Annotated in this window: 12 protein-coding genes; 7 read left to right on the forward strand and 5 right to left on the reverse strand. The window is 61.3% G+C overall.

The window, feature by feature from the left end; translation table 11 throughout:
- Positions 1-34 precede the first annotated feature (34 nt).
- The gene (locus PLJ71_00580) at positions 35-2,977 is read right to left on the reverse strand and encodes a hypothetical protein (protein HQM47146.1); all 2,943 of its coding nucleotides are present in this window, start codon (positions 2,975-2,977) and stop codon (positions 35-37) included.
- 235 nt (positions 2,978-3,212) lie between these two features.
- On the opposite strand from PLJ71_00580, the gene recO reads away from it, so the two are divergent.
- From recO to PLJ71_00610, 6 genes are all read left to right on the forward strand, one after another.
- Positions 3,213-3,938: a DNA repair protein RecO gene (recO, locus tag PLJ71_00585; GenBank protein ID HQM47147.1), complete on the forward strand. Its 726-nt coding sequence runs from the start codon at positions 3,213-3,215 to the stop codon at positions 3,936-3,938.
- A 31-nt stretch (positions 3,939-3,969) separates the two neighbouring features.
- Positions 3,970-5,784, forward strand: a complete 1,815-nt coding sequence (lepA, locus tag PLJ71_00590) for a translation elongation factor 4 (protein HQM47148.1) — start codon at positions 3,970-3,972, stop codon at positions 5,782-5,784.
- 5 nt (positions 5,785-5,789) lie between these two features.
- Positions 5,790-7,097 (forward strand): signal peptidase I, encoded by a 1,308-nt coding sequence (gene lepB, locus PLJ71_00595; protein ID HQM47149.1) that lies wholly within the window; start codon positions 5,790-5,792, stop codon positions 7,095-7,097.
- 14 nt (positions 7,098-7,111) lie between these two features.
- Positions 7,112-8,461, forward strand: a complete 1,350-nt coding sequence (lepB, locus tag PLJ71_00600) for a signal peptidase I (GenBank protein HQM47150.1) — start codon at positions 7,112-7,114, stop codon at positions 8,459-8,461.
- A gap of 33 nt (positions 8,462-8,494) precedes the next feature.
- Complete coding sequence (locus tag PLJ71_00605) at positions 8,495-9,031, forward strand: NUDIX hydrolase (GenBank protein ID HQM47151.1); 537 nt, start codon at positions 8,495-8,497, stop codon at positions 9,029-9,031.
- Between the two features lie 208 nt (positions 9,032-9,239).
- Complete coding sequence (locus PLJ71_00610) at positions 9,240-11,552, forward strand: hypothetical protein (protein HQM47152.1); 2,313 nt, start codon at positions 9,240-9,242, stop codon at positions 11,550-11,552.
- A 10-nt stretch (positions 11,553-11,562) separates the two neighbouring features.
- On the opposite strand, the gene PLJ71_00615 is transcribed toward PLJ71_00610, so the two are convergent.
- Positions 11,563-12,525 (reverse strand): DMT family transporter, encoded by a 963-nt coding sequence (locus PLJ71_00615; GenBank protein HQM47153.1) that lies wholly within the window; start codon positions 12,523-12,525, stop codon positions 11,563-11,565.
- A 29-nt stretch (positions 12,526-12,554) separates the two neighbouring features.
- Positions 12,555-13,652, reverse strand: coding sequence for a 3-isopropylmalate dehydrogenase (leuB, locus tag PLJ71_00620; GenBank protein ID HQM47154.1), 1,098 nt, complete (start codon positions 13,650-13,652; stop codon positions 12,555-12,557).
- A gap of 237 nt (positions 13,653-13,889) precedes the next feature.
- Between leuB and PLJ71_00625 the strand changes: the two genes are divergently transcribed.
- Positions 13,890-14,738: a sugar phosphate isomerase/epimerase family protein gene (locus PLJ71_00625; GenBank protein ID HQM47155.1), complete on the forward strand. Its 849-nt coding sequence runs from the start codon at positions 13,890-13,892 to the stop codon at positions 14,736-14,738.
- A gap of 233 nt (positions 14,739-14,971) precedes the next feature.
- Here the strand turns inward: PLJ71_00625 and PLJ71_00630 are convergent, their stop codons facing one another.
- A complete protein-coding gene (locus tag PLJ71_00630) occupies positions 14,972-16,345 on the reverse strand; it encodes a DUF3748 domain-containing protein (protein ID HQM47156.1) in 1,374 nt (457 codons plus the stop codon).
- A 68-nt stretch (positions 16,346-16,413) separates the two neighbouring features.
- Positions 16,414-17,472 (reverse strand): tRNA 2-thiouridine(34) synthase MnmA, encoded by a 1,059-nt coding sequence (gene mnmA, locus PLJ71_00635; GenBank protein ID HQM47157.1) that lies wholly within the window; start codon positions 17,470-17,472, stop codon positions 16,414-16,416.
- Between the last annotated feature and the right edge of the window lie 93 nt (positions 17,473-17,565).

The following is a 17,565-nucleotide window of genomic DNA, read 5'->3' on the forward strand; positions in this document are numbered from 1 at the left end:
AGCCAAGCGTGCCGGGGGGATAATACCGCAAATCTCACCCTGGGTCGCTATCCACGGCCTTTTCCGCTCCCTGGGCAGCCGGGTCCGAAGGTTGCTGGAACAGCGAAGCCAGCACTGCCGCATCCACGCGGGTTTGCGGCGAGAACGCGCTGGAGTTCATGTAGGCGAGCAGGCTGTGGCGCATCTGCCGGGCCACGGGGCGTTTCTCGAGGTCCGTCACGATATCTGAACCGCAGACCAGCAATCGGCCGTCTCCGACCCTTGCCTCGAACATCAGCGCGAGGCGGCGGTTCGTCACCCAGTCGTCGATCACGCGCACGATGGGCTGTAGCTCGCGAGGGAGCGCATCGACGATGAAGATCTGGCCGCCATGGACCAGGTCCCACCACTGCCAGTTGCTGTGATACTCCGTGGGGAAAGCGCTCAATGAAGCATGGCGTGGGTCGATCAACAGTCCGAGCGTGTGGGGCGCCTGGAACCCCGTCCACAGCGTGTTCCAGAAGATGGGGGACCAGCCCGCGGGCACGGGACCCGCTGCGTCCCCTGCCACCGTTCCGGGCCCGGGTACCAGGAGCACCTTCGCTCCCGACGCGAGCATTGCCCAGGTATCGTCGCCGAGCTGACGCGTGATATGGATGCCCTCGGCAGGCTCGACATCCATTTGCGGGGGGTATACCCACAAATCCCAATCGTTTTCGGCGTCTCCGACGGCAACATACAGCGCTGCCTGTTGCGGGGCGGGGAACGCGGCGAGCGGGACGCTGATCGTCCCCAGCGGAATTGCCGTGCCACGCGGAATGTCTTGGGTCTCGAGCGTTCCCTCGGCCAGCAGCGTTCCCGAGGCGTCTTCAATACGCCATTGGGGTTGCGCACCGGCGAGCGCTACCGGCCCGTAGTGCGTCACTTCCACCTCGCAGGTGAACGTCTCGGCGGTCGTATAGACGTCCTTGGCCATGCGCACGAGGGGTACGGTGGGACCGCAAAAGCGCCGGTATTCGCCGTAGGTGATGTAGCCTTTTTCGTCCCAGAACGGGTCGAGGCATCCCACAAGCGCTGTGCCTTGGCCGGGAAAATCGTGCAGGTCGAGCAGCTCGAATCCTCCTAGCCCTCTTGTGCGGAGGGCGGCCTCGATCTCCTCTTTGTAGCAAATGGCCTGGAGTTTGCCCGAAGCCATGAGAAAATCGCGGGCCAAATTTCCCATGCCGTTCTTTGTGAGGGTATCGCGGAATATCTCGAAGTTCTTGGGTTTCAAATAGCCGCTGTACTTCGGGATTTCGTCGAAATCTGGATACACGCACCATTGGCCGATCTCGTGGCTGATAACCGGCACTGTATGCAGTGCCACGAAATCGTCGTAGTCCGCGTACGAGGAAAATGGCTCGCTGTTGAACCGGCTTTTGAGCGCCTCTCCCCATTGATGCACCCGGGGGCTCGGCGTCACGTGATACTGGTTCCCGTCCGCCATTGGCCAGCCCGAAGCGCAGGTATAGAGATGGCGCGGGTCCTGTTCCTTCCAGCGCTCGACCAATGCGCTCAACACCTGCTTGTACTGTTTCCCGCCGGGCTCGTTCCCATAGGCCATGAGGCAAAACGAGGGATGGTTGCCGTACGCGCGCAGAATCCGGTCGCATTCCACCAGAATGTATGTATCCAGGTCCGGGTCCTGACTGATGGTGTGGGTCCAGAACGGCCCTTCGATCTGGAACATCATCCCCATGCGGTCCGCGGCCTGAAACGCCGCCTCGGGGGGACACCACGAATGAAAACGCAGGTGGTTCAGCCCGCACGCCTTTGCTTTGCGCAGGATTTCGAGCCAGGATTCGATATCCATCGGCGGATAGCCCGTCTTTGGAAAGATGCAGCACTCGAGGGTGCCGCGGAAGAAAATCTCCTCGCTGTTCATGGTAAAGCGCGTGCCTTTGGCCGCGAGCTCGCGCATGCCAAAGGTTGCCGTGTATTCATCGCGGTACCGGGCATCACCGGCCGTGACCTCGACGGCCGCCTCGGCGGTATACAAGGCAGGGTTGTGTTCATCCCAAAGAATCGCGGTCTCGCCGAGCTCGTAGAGGAGTTCCTGCGTGTCAAGGCGATGTTCCGAGTTCTCCACGATTGGAAATTGGAGCTTGCGCGTGATGGACGGGCCATCGAAGGCGCTGGTTCCCTCCGCGTTCTTGACGCTGAGCGTCAGCGTACCAGACGTAAAGCTGTCTCCGGGAATCCGGGCCGAGGTCCAGACCATGATGCGTGCCGAACGTTTCTCGACGTCCGGGTAGACCTCCAATCGCGTGATCGACACGGGATCTTGCATCCGCAGTTCCATCGTGCCAATAACGCCGTTCCAGTTGGACTGAGTGTTGTCTGAAACGCTGTGCGCGTTTACGCCAACATCGACCTTCATGCGGTTGTCGATGCGCAGCGTAAGCGTGTGTTTTCCCGGCGGCAGCGCCGCGGTCAGGTCGTACTCGTGGGGCGTGGACAAGCTGTCCTGCGAGCCGATCTCCGTTCCGTCAACCCAGAGCGTGGTCACCCAATGGCAGCGTTCGAGGTGGAGCAAAATGCGCTTGCCGGACCACGCTTCGGGAATGGCCGCTTCACGCTGGTACCACGCCGCTCCGACGTAATGTTTATCTGGCTGCAGCCAGTAGGGGATCTTGGCATCCGGGGCTTCCACATACGGGCGCAACAAGGCTTCAGCATGTTCGAGGGGGCGGATGGTCCCCGTCCATGGCGTGTCGATGGTGACGCCGTTGCCGTAACCCTGGGCCTGGAGACACCCCGGCAACTGGATCGTGTCGGGGAGCGGCTGCGTGAACCATTTCTCGCGTGTGCCGGCATCGCCCGGGTCGAGGAGGAACCGCCACGCGCCCGACAGGTCCAGTGTGGCGGACGTTTCTTCCCCCCCAGCCGTTGCAGGCGGCAAACACGCAGCGAGTAGTCCCAGAAGAACGGCCAAGATGCGGTTCGAAGTGTGCGGCATGACGGTCTACCTCCGTGGGGTGGTCGAACGTGCATTGTGATGAGCTGCCAACGTGATGTCAATGAGCGGCGAAATGACGTTATGCGGCTTCCCCATGACCGTCGGGCGCGGTTTGCTTGAGTCGCGCCCGAATGGTATCATACTAGCGGTAATGCTTTGCCCACCTTGGACTTCGTTTGTCTCCCCTTCGAGTCGAGCGAGGGGCGCGTAAGGTCCGGAGCGTCGGAGTGGTGAGGTGTCACAGGAACGAACAGAGGCCGTGGTGCTCCGGGGCGTGGATTTCAGCGAGACGAGCCGGATCGTGACGTTCTTGACGCCCGGCCGCGGGAAGATGGCATGTATGGCGGCGGGCGCACGGCGCGCCAGGAGCAGCCTGTCAGGCGTGTTGGATACGTTTAACCGCCTTGAGGTGGTGTTTTACTGGAAAGACGGGCGTTCAGTCCAGAAACTGGCTGAGGCGGCTCTTCTCGATGGGTATCCGCAGCTCAAAACGGACCTGGAGAAGCTGGTTTACGCGGCTTTTCCGCTCGAGATCGCATACAAGGTGGCCCAGGAGAACGAACCGTCCGAGGCGTTGTACTCGACGCTCGTCGAAGGGCTGCGTTCGATGGCGGGTTGGCAGGGCGATGTACGGACCCACGCGGCCTGGCAGGCAGTGCATTTGTTGTCGGCCGCGGGTTTCGAAATGACGCTGGCGCCGCGCGGGTCGCGGGACCGGGTTTCATTCTCGTTCGAACATGGCGTGTTGTCGCCGTCTCAACCCGGTGATAAGTGGTTGGATGCGCGGGAGTACGACGGCCTGTGCGCGTTGGCGGCAGCGCGCGGGGCGTGTCCCGACATTCGAGACAGCGGCGCGGTTTTTGCCGTGCTTCGCGGGTACGCCGTGCGGCATGTGGAGACGAGTTTTCGCAGTTTGCGCGTGATCGACCAGGTATCTGCGCATACCACGCGCCAGGAGTAACGAGGAGAAGGATTCGCCGGATACGGATTGCATGGCCATACCCCAGAAACAGATTCGCAATTTTTCGATCATCGCTCATATCGATCACGGCAAATCGACGTTGGCGGACCGGCTGCTTCAGTTCACGGGCGCGGTTGATCAACGGAATCTGCGCGAGCAGACGCTGGACACCATGGACCTGGAGCGCGAGCGCGGGATCACGATCAAGTCGGTGGCCGTTCGGTTGTATTACCGGGCGCGGGACGGACACGACTACGTGCTGAACCTGATCGACACGCCCGGGCACGTGGATTTTTCGTACGAGGTATCGCGCAGCCTGGCCGCGTGCGAGGGCGCATTGTTGCTGGTGGATGCGGCGCAGGGGGTCGAGGCACAGACTCTCGCCCATGCGTACAGGGCTATCGAACAGAACCTCGAGATCATCCCCGTCATCAACAAGGTCGATCTGCCCAGCGCCGACATCGAATCGGCTCGGCGTCAGATCGAGGACGTTGTTGGGCTGGATGCCAGCGAGGCTCTTCTGACGAGCGCGAAATCGGGCCGCGGCACGCAGGATGTTCTCGAGGCGATTGTGAAGCGTGTTCCGCCGCCTGCCGGCGACCGCGAGCGTCCGGCGCGGGCGTTGATCTTCGATGCGAAATATGATCCCTACCGCGGGGTGGTGATCTACGTGCGCGTGGTAGACGGCCGTCTCTCGAAAGAGCAGCGGATCATGCTGATGGCGAATGGCGAGCGGTATGAGATCTCCGAACTGGGGTTCATGACGCCCGAATCGCGGCCGGCCGAAGGGTTGGTGGCGGGAGAGGTCGGGTATCTCATCTGCGGGATCAAGACCCTGGCGACGGTGAACATCGGCGACACGGTGACGGACGCGTTGCGGCCGGCCGAGAAGCCCCTGCCGGGATACAAGGAGATTCTGCCTGTCGTATTCTGCGGCATGTACCCGGCGGGCACGACGGATATTCAGGAGCTGCGGGATGCACTCGACAAACTGCACCTGAATGATGCGTCGTTTAAGTATCAAGCGGACAACTCGGACGCGCTGGGCCTGGGATTCCGGCTTGGGTTCCTCGGCCTTCTTCATATGGACATCGTGCAGGAACGGCTTGAACGCGAATTCGATCTGACCCTGGTAACGACCGTTCCAAACGTGGAATACCATGTCTATATGACGGACGGTAAGATAAAGGTGGTACAAAGCGCTTCGCAGATGCCGGAGAGTGCCCGAATCGACCGGGTGGAGGAACCCTACATCGAGGTAGAGATCATCACCCCGACCGAATATCTCAGCGCCATCATTGAATTGTGCAAGAAGAAGCGCGGCGTGCATGTTCGCGTCGATTACCTTGACGCCAAGCGCTGTCTTGCTGTCTACCAGATGCCCTTGGCGGAGATCGTGCTGGACTTTTACGACAAGCTGAAGACGTTCAGCCGGGGATACGCCTCCCTCGAGTACCACATGATCGGCTACCGGGAAGGCGACTTGGTGAAGCTCGATATTCTGCTGAACGGTGAGCCGGTTGACGCGTTGTCGACGGTGGTGCACCGGGGTTCCGCGGAATGGATTGGCCGCACGCTGGCCTCGAAGCTTCGCAAACTCATTCCGCGGCAGCAATTCGAGGTGGCAATCCAGGCGGCTATCGGAAACCGCATTCTGGTGCGCGAAACGGTGAAGCCGTTGCGGAAGAACGTGACGGCAAAATGCTATGGTGGCGACATCACACGCAAACGCAAGCTGTTGGAAAAGCAGAAGGAAGGAAAGCGCCGGATGAAACGGGTGGGCTCGGTCGAGGTTCCGCAGGAGGCCTTTATGGCGTTGCTGCAGGTAGGCGACGAAGGGCGGTAATCAGCATGACAGGTTCCACTGGCAGCGGAAGCACATCGGGCACAGCACGGGGCGTTCTGGGCGGGTTGAAGAATGCGATTACTATCGTGACAGGCCCGTGGACGTGGGAGAACGGGAGGGCATGGCTAACGGTCATCGGGCTTGTTCTTGTTGTCCGCTGGCTATGGTTCGAGCCTTTCAGCATTCCTTCGGGCTCGATGGAGCCGACGCTTCACGGCGATGAACGGTTCTTCCGGGGGGACCGGGTGGCGGTGAACAAGTTTGCATACGGTCCGCGCGTACCGTTCACTAACATTCGCCTGCTCGACCTCGGCGACCCGCAACGTTGGGACATCGTGGTGTTCCATACTCCCGAGAAGGACGCGAAACACAAAGTGCTTATCAAACGCGTGGCGGGCCTTCCCGGCGAACGCGTGCACATCTCGAACGGTCTCCTGCATGTGAATGGCGTTCCCGTGCCGTTTCCTCCGGGCATGCCGGACGGGATGGAGTACACCAACGAGCTTGAGGAGTTAGAGCGCGGAGAACGCAGGTATGTTGCCGGGGAACGCATGCAGTATGGAGTGCTGCCGCAAGACAAGTACCAGGTCGTGCCGGAAGGGCACTACTTCCTGCTTGGCGACAACAGCGCACGGAGCCGCGACGGGCGCTATTTCGGGTGGGTCCCGGAACAGAATATCGTCGGTCGTGCGTTCTGTATCTGGTGGCCATGGGGTCACCGGCGTGATCTTACGGGCTTTTCGCGAACGTGGTGGGGGCGCGGCATTCTTTACGGTGTGCCTTCGTTTTTCGTGCTCTACTGGCTCGTGACAGGCTTCATTGTGATGTCGCTGCGGGTTCGTCATGGCCGCCTTGGCGGGGCCGCGGCACGAGGCGAGCACGTTCTGGTGAATCGGTTGACGATGGGACTGCGGATGCCGTTTACGCAGGCGCGGGTCGTGCCCGGGCGCTTGCCGCATCCCGGTGAGTTAATCGCGTATGCGGCTGAGCGGGAGGGACAGGCCCATCCGCAAGTCTTCCTGGGACGCGTGGTGGGCATGCCGGGTCAGAAGGTTTCAAAGAGCGGGGGACTGTGCCGTATTGACGGGCGAGACGTTGGAGTGATGCCGGACAAGGCGGCGCCGAAAGGCGACCGCGTTCCAGAAGGCGGGGTAATTGTTGTTTGGGATGCACCCGACGCCGAGGGAGAGGCGGCGCCGATGGAATGGGTGCCGCGCGAGGATATCATTGGAAACGTGTTCTCTGTATGGTGGCCATTGCATCGGGCCCGCGCCATCCGTGTGACGCCGGCGCCGTCGAAAGGGCTCGGCTGACCGGAAAGGACGTTATGGCGCGCAACAAGGGTGGTACGGGGCCGAGGGGCAGGCCAGGAAAGCCCTCGCGGGGGACGCAAGCCGCGGAGGCGGGCTTCGGCGCCTTGGTGCTGGGCGCCCTCGCTTGGCTGACAGGGGGATTCACCCGCGAAAACGCGCTCGAATGGGGGAAGACCATCCTTATCGCGGGTTCGTTGGCGCTGGCCATACGCTGGTCGCTCGCGGAGCCGTTTCGCATACCCTCGGGGTCGATGGAGCCGACGTTGCACGGGCACCCCAATTTCTTGCTTGGGGACCGGGTGTTCGTCAATAAGTGGCGTTACGGTCTCCGTTATCCGTTCATGAAGAAACGCATTTATTACGGAGACGCGCCCAAACGGTGGGACATCGTGGTCTTCAAGACGGTGGAAGAAGACGCCACGAAGAAGACGCTTGTGAAACGGATAGCGGCGTTGCCGGGCGAGCATGTTCATATCCAGGGAGGGAATCTCTACGTGAACGGTGAGCCGGTGCCGTTCCCGCCCGGCATGCCGGCTGACATGTATTACACGAACGAACTGGAGATGGGCATCCCGGAAATGGGCCACCGCGAGCACATGAAATATGGGATATTGCCCGAGGAAGAGTATTCCGTTGTTCCGGAAGGACATTACCTGCTGCTTGGCGATAACAGTCTCCAGAGCCGCGACGGCCGCTATTGGGGGTGGGTGCCGAATGAGAACCTGCTCGGCCCGGCGACATGCATTTGGTGGCCGCCCCACCGCCTGCGCGACTTCACGGGTTTCACGAAGACGTGGTGGTGGCGGAGCCTCTTGTTCGTATTGTCGGTTCTGGTGATTCTGCGGCTCTTTTTCGGCCGGAGCTGGCACGTGCGGTCGGATGCGGCCAAAAGCGTATTGCGCAAAGGGGATCATGTCTATATTGACCGGCTCGCGTTCGGGTTTCCGGTCCCGTTCACGCGGCGGCGTCTTACGGCGGGCCGGATGCCGCGGCGCGGCGAAATAGTGCTCTTCAGGAATGCCGGAGACGGCCAGTCTGAGATGTTGTTGGGGTGGGTCGCGGGTTTGCCGGGCGAGCGGGTCTTCCTCGAGGACGGTGTGCTGAAAATCAACGATGCGCCGGTTTCTGAGCCGGAGGCGCTGGCGAGGCTGCGGTTCGATGCGGCGGCCGAGCCCGCCCCGTATGGCCGGTCGCGGAGCAAGACGTACTCGGTCGTGCCGGACGGCCACTGTTTTGTGATCGGTGAAGCCGGCAATGAAGCGGCCGACAGCCGCACCCTGGGATGGATCGCGCGCGAGGACTTTGTGGGGACGGTGTCCGGAGTGTGGTGGCCTCTGACGCGTTGGCGGCGCATTCGGCCATGAGGGGATGGTCCAGGCGCGCGACAGGCGGTTTTCATGGAACAGTGGACTGAGTCGAAGCGTATCTACCAAGGGCGGATATTCAACGTGCGTGCGGGCGCGGCGCGGCTTGCCGACGGCGCCATTGCGCCGCGGGAGGTGGTCGAGCATCCTGGCGGGGTTGGAATAGTCCCTTTCCTGGGCGATCGTGTCGCGTTGATCCGGCAATACCGCATCGCCGTTGACGACACGGTGCTCGAGATACCAGCAGGCAAGCTGGAGCCTGGGGAAGACCCTGTCGCGAGGGCGCACAAGGAGTTGACCGAGGAGACCGGCTACACGGCGGGGCGTTTGGTGCCCGTAGGCGCGATCTACGCTTCGGTAGGATACACCAGCGAGAAGATTCATCTCTTCCTGGCGTTTGACCTCGAGCATGTGGGGCAGAAGCTGGAATTCGATGAACGTATCGAACTGGCGGAGTTTGCGGTCGAGGAGCTCCGGCAGCAGTTGCGGAACCATACGATCGAGGATGCCAAGACCGCCATCGCCCTCCAACGTCTTTTCGACTACATGGATGGAGGCGCGGCGGGCTAAGGCGCCCTATCCGGCCGAGTTCCAGAGGCCTGGGGCTTGTCCGCGTTCCCGGCGTCATGCATCTGTTTGCCATCTCGGGGTATCAACAATAAGCGGGCAGGCTGTTTGTAGGGTCGGCGGCGATGGAAACAGGCTGCCGCGTGGCTATCGTGAGGCGTCTTGCGCGAGGTTGTTGTGCATGAGCAGATGGTTTGCCTAAAATCGCCCTATGCTGTTACCGAGGTACTATCGACATAGCGTCATGGTGCTTGCCGCGGTGCTTGCCGCCGGGGTACCGGCGGCGAGGGCGCAACAGCAGTATCCGCCGCTTACCATCGAAGTGAGCGCGGACCACCCTCTGTTTCTGTTCGAGGCAGCCACTGTGGGCGACGGCGATGGCGCAAACGCCGCGGAACACATCGCACAGATCTGGTCGGGTCTTCCGGTTGAATTGCAGCCCTATTCGGCGCTCTGCGTGAGTGTTCAAGGCCCTGGGCTGGCGGCGCGCCACCAGCGAATGCGGGAGGTTTTGAGCATACTGCAAGAACGGCAGGTTCCTGTCGTGCTCGAGATCGCGGACGCGGACCCGCACAATGCATATCCTCTCAACCTTGCCGAGGAATTGTTGCGGGATTTTGTGTGTATCAAGGGTTTTCGCGCTCATGGCCTGCGTTTCGGCGAATACGGCGAGTTCGGTCCCGAGCCCGAGCTGAGCACCCCGAAGAATGTGCAGTGGCTGGCTGGTGCGCTCGAAACCGCCGCACGGTATGGCCGCCTCCTCGTGCTGGAGTTGGACGCTCTGGAGTGGCCCCGGCTGATCTCGAATGCTTCGTGCCAGGTGTTGTATGACAAGTGCGTGGCGTGTGCTGCCTATGTGGTTCCGGTGGCGCGTTATCGCGGCGGGCATGATATTCCGCGAATAAGCACGGTTCTTGGCCTGTGGGTCGAGGGGGCTGCTGGACAATGGGGCGTGGGGCCCACATCCGCGTGGTACGCCGATGCGCATTTGTTGGAGCCGGGTGTGTTCGGATACGGTGCGACGAACGCGGCGATGCCCTCGGGGCTGTACCGGTCCATGGTGCTCAATGGAGCCATGATTGGCGCGGCAGTGTATGTTTTGGAGCCGGGGGATGATCTCTGGTTTGGAGCCGCGCGCCATCACTGGAAGGGAGCCATCTATCCCGTTCTGCAGGAGCTTGTGGACCGGCGTCTGATCCCGCGCAAAGAATTCGTGATGGAAAAGGCGCGTGTGGCGTTCCAGCTGGAGCGCTGCCGTTCGCCGCTCGACTTTCAGCTGAACCTGCGTGACATCGATGGGGTGTATGGCGAGGGGTTTCTCGTGCGTGGGGCGTATGGCATGGAGCGTCCCGGGCAGATCGTCGAGATGTTGCCCAATTCGGGCCGGCACTATTGGATACCGATCTTGTCACCCTACGCGTCGCAGGCGTCGCTTCAGGGTTTCGCGCAAGTGGTTAAACCGGGGGAGATGGCCTCGGCCCAGGCATGGACCGATCTGCTGGACAGCCAGTATGTTCCCGATGGTTCGGGCACGGCGTCGATCTGTCGCGTGGGGCGTGCCCTGTTTATCGTGAACAATCGTGAGAGTCACCGAGAGGTTCAAGACTTCCGTGTTCCAGGGGTGCCGGCCTCGGTGCGCGCGGTCCAGGCGCGGCGGACGGCCGACGGCATCGAGTTGACGTGGCCGTTCCGGGAGTACGACTTCGCGTACAAGGTTTACCGGCGGTATGGTCCCGACGAACCGTTTCATCTTGTCGCTGGCGATGTCGAGGGACGCCGTTGGCGGGATGCACTGCCCCAGCCCGGGCAAAGAGTGGCGTACGCCGTCACGGCGCTCACGACCGAAAACGAACTTCTCGAGGGGACAGTCGATTTTGGGGAAAGCCTGGCGTTGAGCATTGTCGAGAGCCGTATCGCCGAGGAGGTGGTGGTGACGCCGTTTGCGGACGCGTTCGAGAGCCAGCCGCTTCCGGCTCCCCAGACACGGGAGCCCGCTGTCCAGGGATGGTGGCCGAGTTTTGAAGGCGTTCCTGAAGACAAGGTGGCGGTCGCGAAGACCATTGTGGAACGCATCGAGAAACTCGACCGGGCTTTTTCGGAAGAGAACTTGAACGAAGTGATGGATTTATATGCTGACGAATATACGGATGAGGAGAACTGGCATTCGCAGTATGTGCGCCGCGCCTATCAGTGGTTCTTCGAACGATATGGATGGTGCCGCATGGCACGGCAAATCCGGCGTTGGGACTTCTCGGCCTATGACCAGAGCGAGGAGGTGCGCGTGCTCCTGTATTGCCGGTTCAGCGGCGTGGCCGCCTCGGATGTGACCGGTCGTTTTGCGGGCGAAGATGCGTATTTTCCCCGGACCGACCGGGGCGAGATCTGGCTGGTATTCGCCAAGTATGACAACAACTGGCGCATCCGGATGACGCAGCCCGCGCTCCCGAACTTCAAAGACATCCTCAGCTTCTCCGCGGGCCCGTATGATGCTATCGGGACGGGTCCCGATCGCTATGCGCCCTGACAGCGGGTGTCTAATCTGCCGCGGCGAACTCGTGCTGCACCCTGCGTCCTGCCCAGATGACCAGGGATGCTCCTGCGATGAGAGTAAACGCGCCGGCCCATTGTGACCATCGGAGGAATTCGTCATCGAGCATAAGGATGGCGAGCAGATACGTCAGCAGTGGACAAAGGTTCACAACGCTCGTGCAGAATGCGGACCCCAGGCATTTCTGGGCGTAATTGAAGCTCGGGTGCGCCACCGCAATGGGCATGATGCCCGAGAACAGCGCGATGAAGGTGATGCGGGGGCCGGCGGTCACGAGATCGGCCGGGTGGCCCGCGACAAATGTGAGCACGAGGAATCCCACGGAGGTTAACAGGGCCAGCACTGCAAACATGGGGACGGGGTGCCAGGTCATGACGATGTGCTTGCTCCACACGCGGTAAACGCCCCAGGAGACGGCGGCGGTCAGCAAGAGCATCGACGATGTGTCAAGAACAGGCCGAAGCGACGACGGATCTTTCGTGAGCACGGCAACCGCTCCGAAAAAGCACAAGCTGGACCCTGACAGGAAGAACGGACTGCGGATGACCGCGCGCTCTTCGTGGAAGAAGATGAAACTGAAAATGACTACGAAGACCAGGGAGAGCATGTTGATCACCTGGGCCATTGTGGCGCTCGAGCCATAGCAGCCCGCGGTCCAGGCCCATTGTTGGAAGGTGTTCAAGAGCGCGATTCCAAGGACGGGGCGCGGGTCGCGGAGAAGGCGCAGGAACTCTTTACGGTGGAATAGAAGACATACGATGACGAGGGCAATCGCGCCGCTTGAATAGCGCACGAATGCCATTGCGAAAGGTTCGTAAGCTCCGCGCAGGAAACGAATGAACACGGGCGCCTGCGCCCAGCTTATCAGGGCGAGAGACAAGCTGAATCCGGCCAGCGTCTTGGATGTGTCGCGCATCGAATGTCGTGTGCTTGTTGATGGCAGCGCCATGACAGCCTCGTGCCTGTTCACTTTCTTCGTCAGCGGGTCAGGAACGCGGCTACCTTGTCGCCAAACTCGGCGGTACCGAGGGGTTTGTAGCCTCGTTCGGGCTTTGCCAGGTCGGGGGTGGCATATCCTTCCCGGAAGACGGACCGGAGCGCCTCCCAGACCCATTCGGCTTCTTTCGCCATACTGAAGCTCTTTTCCAGCATGAGCGCCACCGAGCCGATCATGGAATATGGGTTTGCGATGCCCTTGCCCGCAATATCCGGGGCCGAACCGTGCGAGGGTTCGTAGTAAGCCTTCTTGGGTCCGACGCAGGCGGACGGCATGAGCCCGAGTGAGCCAATCAGGCCTCCGCCGAGGTCGGTGAGAATATCGCCGAACATATTTTCCATGACCATGACGTCAAATTGGCGCGGATTGAGCACCATCGCGGTAGCCGCAGCATCGACGATGATGTGTTTCACGGTCACGTCGGGATAGTCAACGGCCACTTCGTCGGAAACAGCGTTCCACAACACGCTGGACAGAAGAACATTGCTCTTATGGACGTTGTGGAGGACTTTCTTGCGGTTGCGCGCTTCTTTGAAGCCGACGTGCATGATGTCGCGGATCTCCTGCTCATCATATTCGAGCGTTTCCTTGACATAGCGCAGGCCGTTTTCGTCGCGGCCCTCTTCCTTCGCGCCGAAATAGAGGCCGCTGACCAGTTCGCGGATCATCATGATGTTGATGCCGTTGCCCACGACCTCGGGTTTCAGGGGCGAAAACGGGGCCAATTCAGGGGGGAGAAAGACGGGACGGAAATTGGCGAAGGTGTTGTAGCGTTTGCGCAGGGGCAGAAGCGCCCCGCGCTCGGGCTGCTCGCTCGTGGGGATCTTCTTCGATTCTTCGTAGCTCAAACCGATGGGTCCCTTGAGAATGGCGTCGGCCCCATCGCATACCTTCTGGGTTTCCGCGGGAAACGAAGCCCCCGTATCGAAGTAAGCTTTGCCTCCGAAAGGGGCGTAACGCAGGTCGAAACGGACATCCGTTCTTGTCTCGAGCGCCTTGAGTATCTTGACGGCCTCGGCGGTGATTTCGGGTCCGATGCCGTCGCCTTCCAGGACGGCGATGATATAGGTGTTGTTCATGGGGACTCCTGACGGGGGCTGTACTTCACGCCCGTGTGCAATAGCCGGGGAAGGCCAGAGAATAACATGGAGACATGGGGGGCTTCCAGAATTCAAGTGCTGGGTGCACGCCAGCGCCGGGATCGTGCGGGCCCGTTTGCACACCCGCGCGCGGGTGGGGTACGATGACTGCTATGGGCAACAAACCGCATCGGGTAAACTGCAGCCGGCGCCGTGCGCGCCCGTAGGGAGTTGATCATGTTCTATTCCGGGATATCGGACGAATCCGGCCAGACCATCGACACGCAAATCAGGGCTCACAAGGAACTAGGTTGGAACCACATGGAACTGCGCCTCGTGGAAGGCGAGAACATCACCGCCATACCCAGCGCCAAGTTTGACGAGGTCTACGAGAAGCTCACTGCGGCCGGTATGAAGGCGTCATGCTTCGGCAGCGCCATCGCGAACTGGGCGCGGCCCATCTCCTGCGATCCGCAGATCGACACCGACGACCTCAAACGGGCCATTCCGCGCATGCAGCGTTTCAATTGCCCTTTCATTCGCGTCATGAGCTATCCCAACGACGCGAAGAACCCTCTGCCGGAAAAGGAATGGCGCGATGAAGCCATCAACCGCATGAAGGTGCTCGCGAAGATAGCTGAAGACGGGGGCGTTATCCTCGCTCACGAGAATTGCAGCGGGTGGGGCGGCCAGTCGGCCGAAAACAGCAACATTCTGCTCGGGGAAGTCGACAACCCGGCCCTCAAAGTCGTGTTCGATACCGGCAACCCCGTCAGCTATGGCCAGAACTCCTGGGATTATTACAATGCCGTCTATGACAGCATTGTTTACGTCCACATCAAGGATATCCGAAAAGAGAACGGCGAGGACCACTACGTGTACTGCGGGGAAGGCGACGGGTACGTCCGCGAGATTGTTGGCGACCTGCTGGCGAACGGCTACGAGGGTGGACTGTCGATCGAACCGCATCTCGCGGCGGTTATCCACACCGGGGAACGGACCAGCAATGAGGAAAGGCTCTACTCGACCTACACCGAGTACGGGCGCCGCCTGATGCAGATCGTCGAAGAAGCCAGACCGAAGTAAGAAGGCATCAAGCCGCAAGCCGCAAGACAAACAAGCCGCCCTCCGAGTTTTTTCGGGTTCCGGGAAGGTCTCTCCCTCGAATTCGACGGGATGGCGATACCGGGGGCGGAGATGGAAGTGCACGTGAGGACCGCGCACTTTCGCTCCGCAGGCCAGGTTTATCAGACACGTCCCGTTGAAGAGCTTGGCGTCGAACCCCTCTCGGAAGAGCGGTTCCAGGCGATACGCCTGCGCTATATCCCGTCGGCTATGCCATCGCCGTTGGCATCGGGGAACTCTATCGTGAAGACCTGGCTGAAATCGGAACCGTCGTAGGATTTTGCGGGATTGCCGTTTTTGTCCGTTGTGGGTACGGCTTTGGTGAACGCGAGGAGGGCGCCGTTGGGAGACCAGACGAGGTCAATCCGTTGGGCATCGCCCTGTGGCGTAAGAAACGTGCTCTTGCCGAAGGCCGGGCCGGGTCTCACGCAGGTTATTGCGACCCCGCCGCCGGCGATGCAGGCGATGGAGTTGCCGCTGGGGTGCCACCGTACGCCGGAAACCGCGCCGTCGGGAAAATACGTCGCCTGGACCGGCCGTTTCGCGGGATCGCCGCTTTGATCGGACCCGTCGGAGGGGATGATGAAGATCTGGGTGGTGCCGTCGTCCGCTTTTGCATAGTAAGCGATGCGGTCGCCCTCGAGCGTGCCGCGCACGGTGCCGCCAGCCCAGGTATGGGTCAGCCGGCGGAGCTGGAGTCCCTTGGGCGGCGACGGATAACGGTTCGCAGCCCCGCTGTCCGCGGTGGTGACATCTATGCCGTCCGGCACGTCCACGGCGAACAGGGATTCCTGGTACGACCCGTCGGATTCACGAACCTTGCCGATAAAGGCGCGCATGAGGCCGCGCCGGCCAATCCACGAGTCGTTCCGGGCTACCTCGATTTCGCCCGGCTTGGCCGTATCTTTGGGCGCGACGCGGACGAGAAGCGCAAAGTAATGCGTGGCGCCGTCCGGGGCTTTGGGGTGAGGCACCATGAACCCGATGGTGCGGTCGTACTCGGGGAGCAGGGCGTCGTCGTAGGTGAATCCGATACGCTTGCCGTCGAAGGAGTACTCGTGGCGGTGGGTGCCGCCGCGGTGCGCTCCGGGCAGCGTGTCTCGGTCGGTGGCGACGTCGCGCCGGTCGAGCCAGACGCGCTGCTGGCTGCCGTCGGCGATGACTTCCGCGCCGACGCGGTTGGTCTTGTCGTAGTAGCCGCGCTCGGGCACCTCTTCGAGCAGGGGCCCGTGAATGAAAGCCACCTTGTTGGCGACGGGGCAGAACGTGACGGCGCCGAGACCGGGCGCGGCCTCTTCCCCGATAACGGTCTTCTCCGGGCGGTAGAGAATGGTTTCCTTGCCGGTGGCAATCTCGACCATCTCGATGGTCTGGCCGTTGCCGATGCCCGAGCCTACGGTGCCTCGAGTGTCGTAACACAAGAAACGCCCGTCCGGTGAGAAGTTGTCGTTGTTGTCCAGATTGTGATTCTTAGCTGATGTTGTAATCTGGCGCTCTTGTCCGTGAGCCGGCATGAGCGACGCGCCAATGAGAAAAATGACAGTCAGAGCGATGATTCTTACCAGCATGGTTGTCCTCGTGGTTGTTTTGGCCTGAGCGAAAGTCTAGCAGCGCCGGAACCGGGATGCAACGATGCTCATTCGGCCATGTCAATGATGCCGGCGGCCAATACCAGGTCGCGGCGGTACAGGACGGCCCACTGGCCGGGGGTTACGGCGCGCTGGGGCTCATGAAACGTCGCGGAAAAGTGATCAGGGGCGGGGTCCACGGTGCAGGGCGCCGCCTTGTGACGGTACCGTATCTGAATACTGCATTCGAACGGCGCGGTTTGCGGCGGAATGCCCGTCCAGACAACGTCGCGCGCCGCGAGTGTTTTCGCGAAGGTCTCTTCGTGATGGCCCACGACCAGCGCGTTGCGCTCCGTATCGAGACGCAGCACATAGTACGGTCTTGGCGCGGCGATTCCCAGTCCCTTGCGCTGCCCAATGGTATAGTTGGTCAGGCCCGTATGGGCGCCGAGAGTCTCTCCCGTGGCCGAAACGATGGGCCCGGGGAGGCCGAACAGGCCCTGTTCGGCGAGAAAGCGGCGGTAGTCTCCGTCCTCGATGAAGCAGATGTCCTGGCTTTCGGGCGTCTCGGCGATGTCGAGCCCCATGGACCGGGCGATGGCACGCGTTTGGTCTTTTGTTTTTTCGCCGAGCGGGAACATGGCATGACGCAACTGTTCCTGGCTCAACCCCGCCAGAACATAGCTTTGGTCCTTTTCCCGGAATCGTGCCCTGGAGATGGCATATCGCCCCTCATGGCAGGCTATGCGCGCATAATGACCCGTTGCGAGAAACTGCCCACCCAACCGGCGGGCTTCGTCAAACAGCACACCGAACTTGATGCGCTGGTTGCATCGTATGCAGGGATTGGGGGTGCGTCCGAGCGAGTACTCCGACACAAAGTAGCCCAGCACGTGCTCTTGGAACGGCGCCGCCACGTCCGCGACATGGTGGGGAATGCCCAGATGTGCGGCCACGCGCCGCGCGTCTTCGATAGCTTTTGACTCAGCCTGGGAACCGCGTTGCGGCAGCAGCCGCATGGTTATGCCCGTGACTTCGTGTCCAGCGTCGCGCAGCAAGGCAGCCGCTACGGAGCTGTCCACCCCTCCGCTCATGGCGGCGATGACTTTTGGATGACTGGTAGCCATAAGGGGAATGGCCGCCGGTGCTCAGCGGCCAGCTTATGTTACGAACCGGGAAACACGCTATGCTTGCGTTCTGGGCGCTTGTTGCGGTTGCGG

The organism is Candidatus Hydrogenedentota bacterium (assembly GCA_035416745.1).
Taxonomy (GTDB): Bacteria; Hydrogenedentota; Hydrogenedentia; order Hydrogenedentales; family SLHB01; genus UBA2224.

Coding starts and splice junctions, on each gene's coding strand:
- mnmA (HQM47157.1), bottom strand. CDS start 17,472: ATGGCTACCAGTCATCCAAAAGTCATCGCCGCCATGAGCGGAGGGGTG.
- PLJ71_00605 (HQM47151.1), top strand. CDS start 8,495: ATGGAACAGTGGACTGAGTCGAAGCGTATCTACCAAGGGCGGATATTC.
- lepB (HQM47150.1), top strand. CDS start 7,112: ATGGCGCGCAACAAGGGTGGTACGGGGCCGAGGGGCAGGCCAGGAAAG.
- PLJ71_00625 (HQM47155.1), top strand. CDS start 13,890: ATGTTCTATTCCGGGATATCGGACGAATCCGGCCAGACCATCGACACG.
- PLJ71_00610 (HQM47152.1), top strand. CDS start 9,240: ATGCTGTTACCGAGGTACTATCGACATAGCGTCATGGTGCTTGCCGCG.
- PLJ71_00615 (HQM47153.1), bottom strand. CDS start 12,525: ATGGCGCTGCCATCAACAAGCACACGACATTCGATGCGCGACACATCC.
- lepA (HQM47148.1), top strand. CDS start 3,970: ATGGCCATACCCCAGAAACAGATTCGCAATTTTTCGATCATCGCTCAT.
- PLJ71_00580 (HQM47146.1), bottom strand. CDS start 2,977: ATGCCGCACACTTCGAACCGCATCTTGGCCGTTCTTCTGGGACTACTC.
- leuB (HQM47154.1), bottom strand. CDS start 13,652: ATGAACAACACCTATATCATCGCCGTCCTGGAAGGCGACGGCATCGGA.
- PLJ71_00630 (HQM47156.1), bottom strand. CDS start 16,345: ATGCTGGTAAGAATCATCGCTCTGACTGTCATTTTTCTCATTGGCGCG.
- lepB (HQM47149.1), top strand. CDS start 5,790: ATGACAGGTTCCACTGGCAGCGGAAGCACATCGGGCACAGCACGGGGC.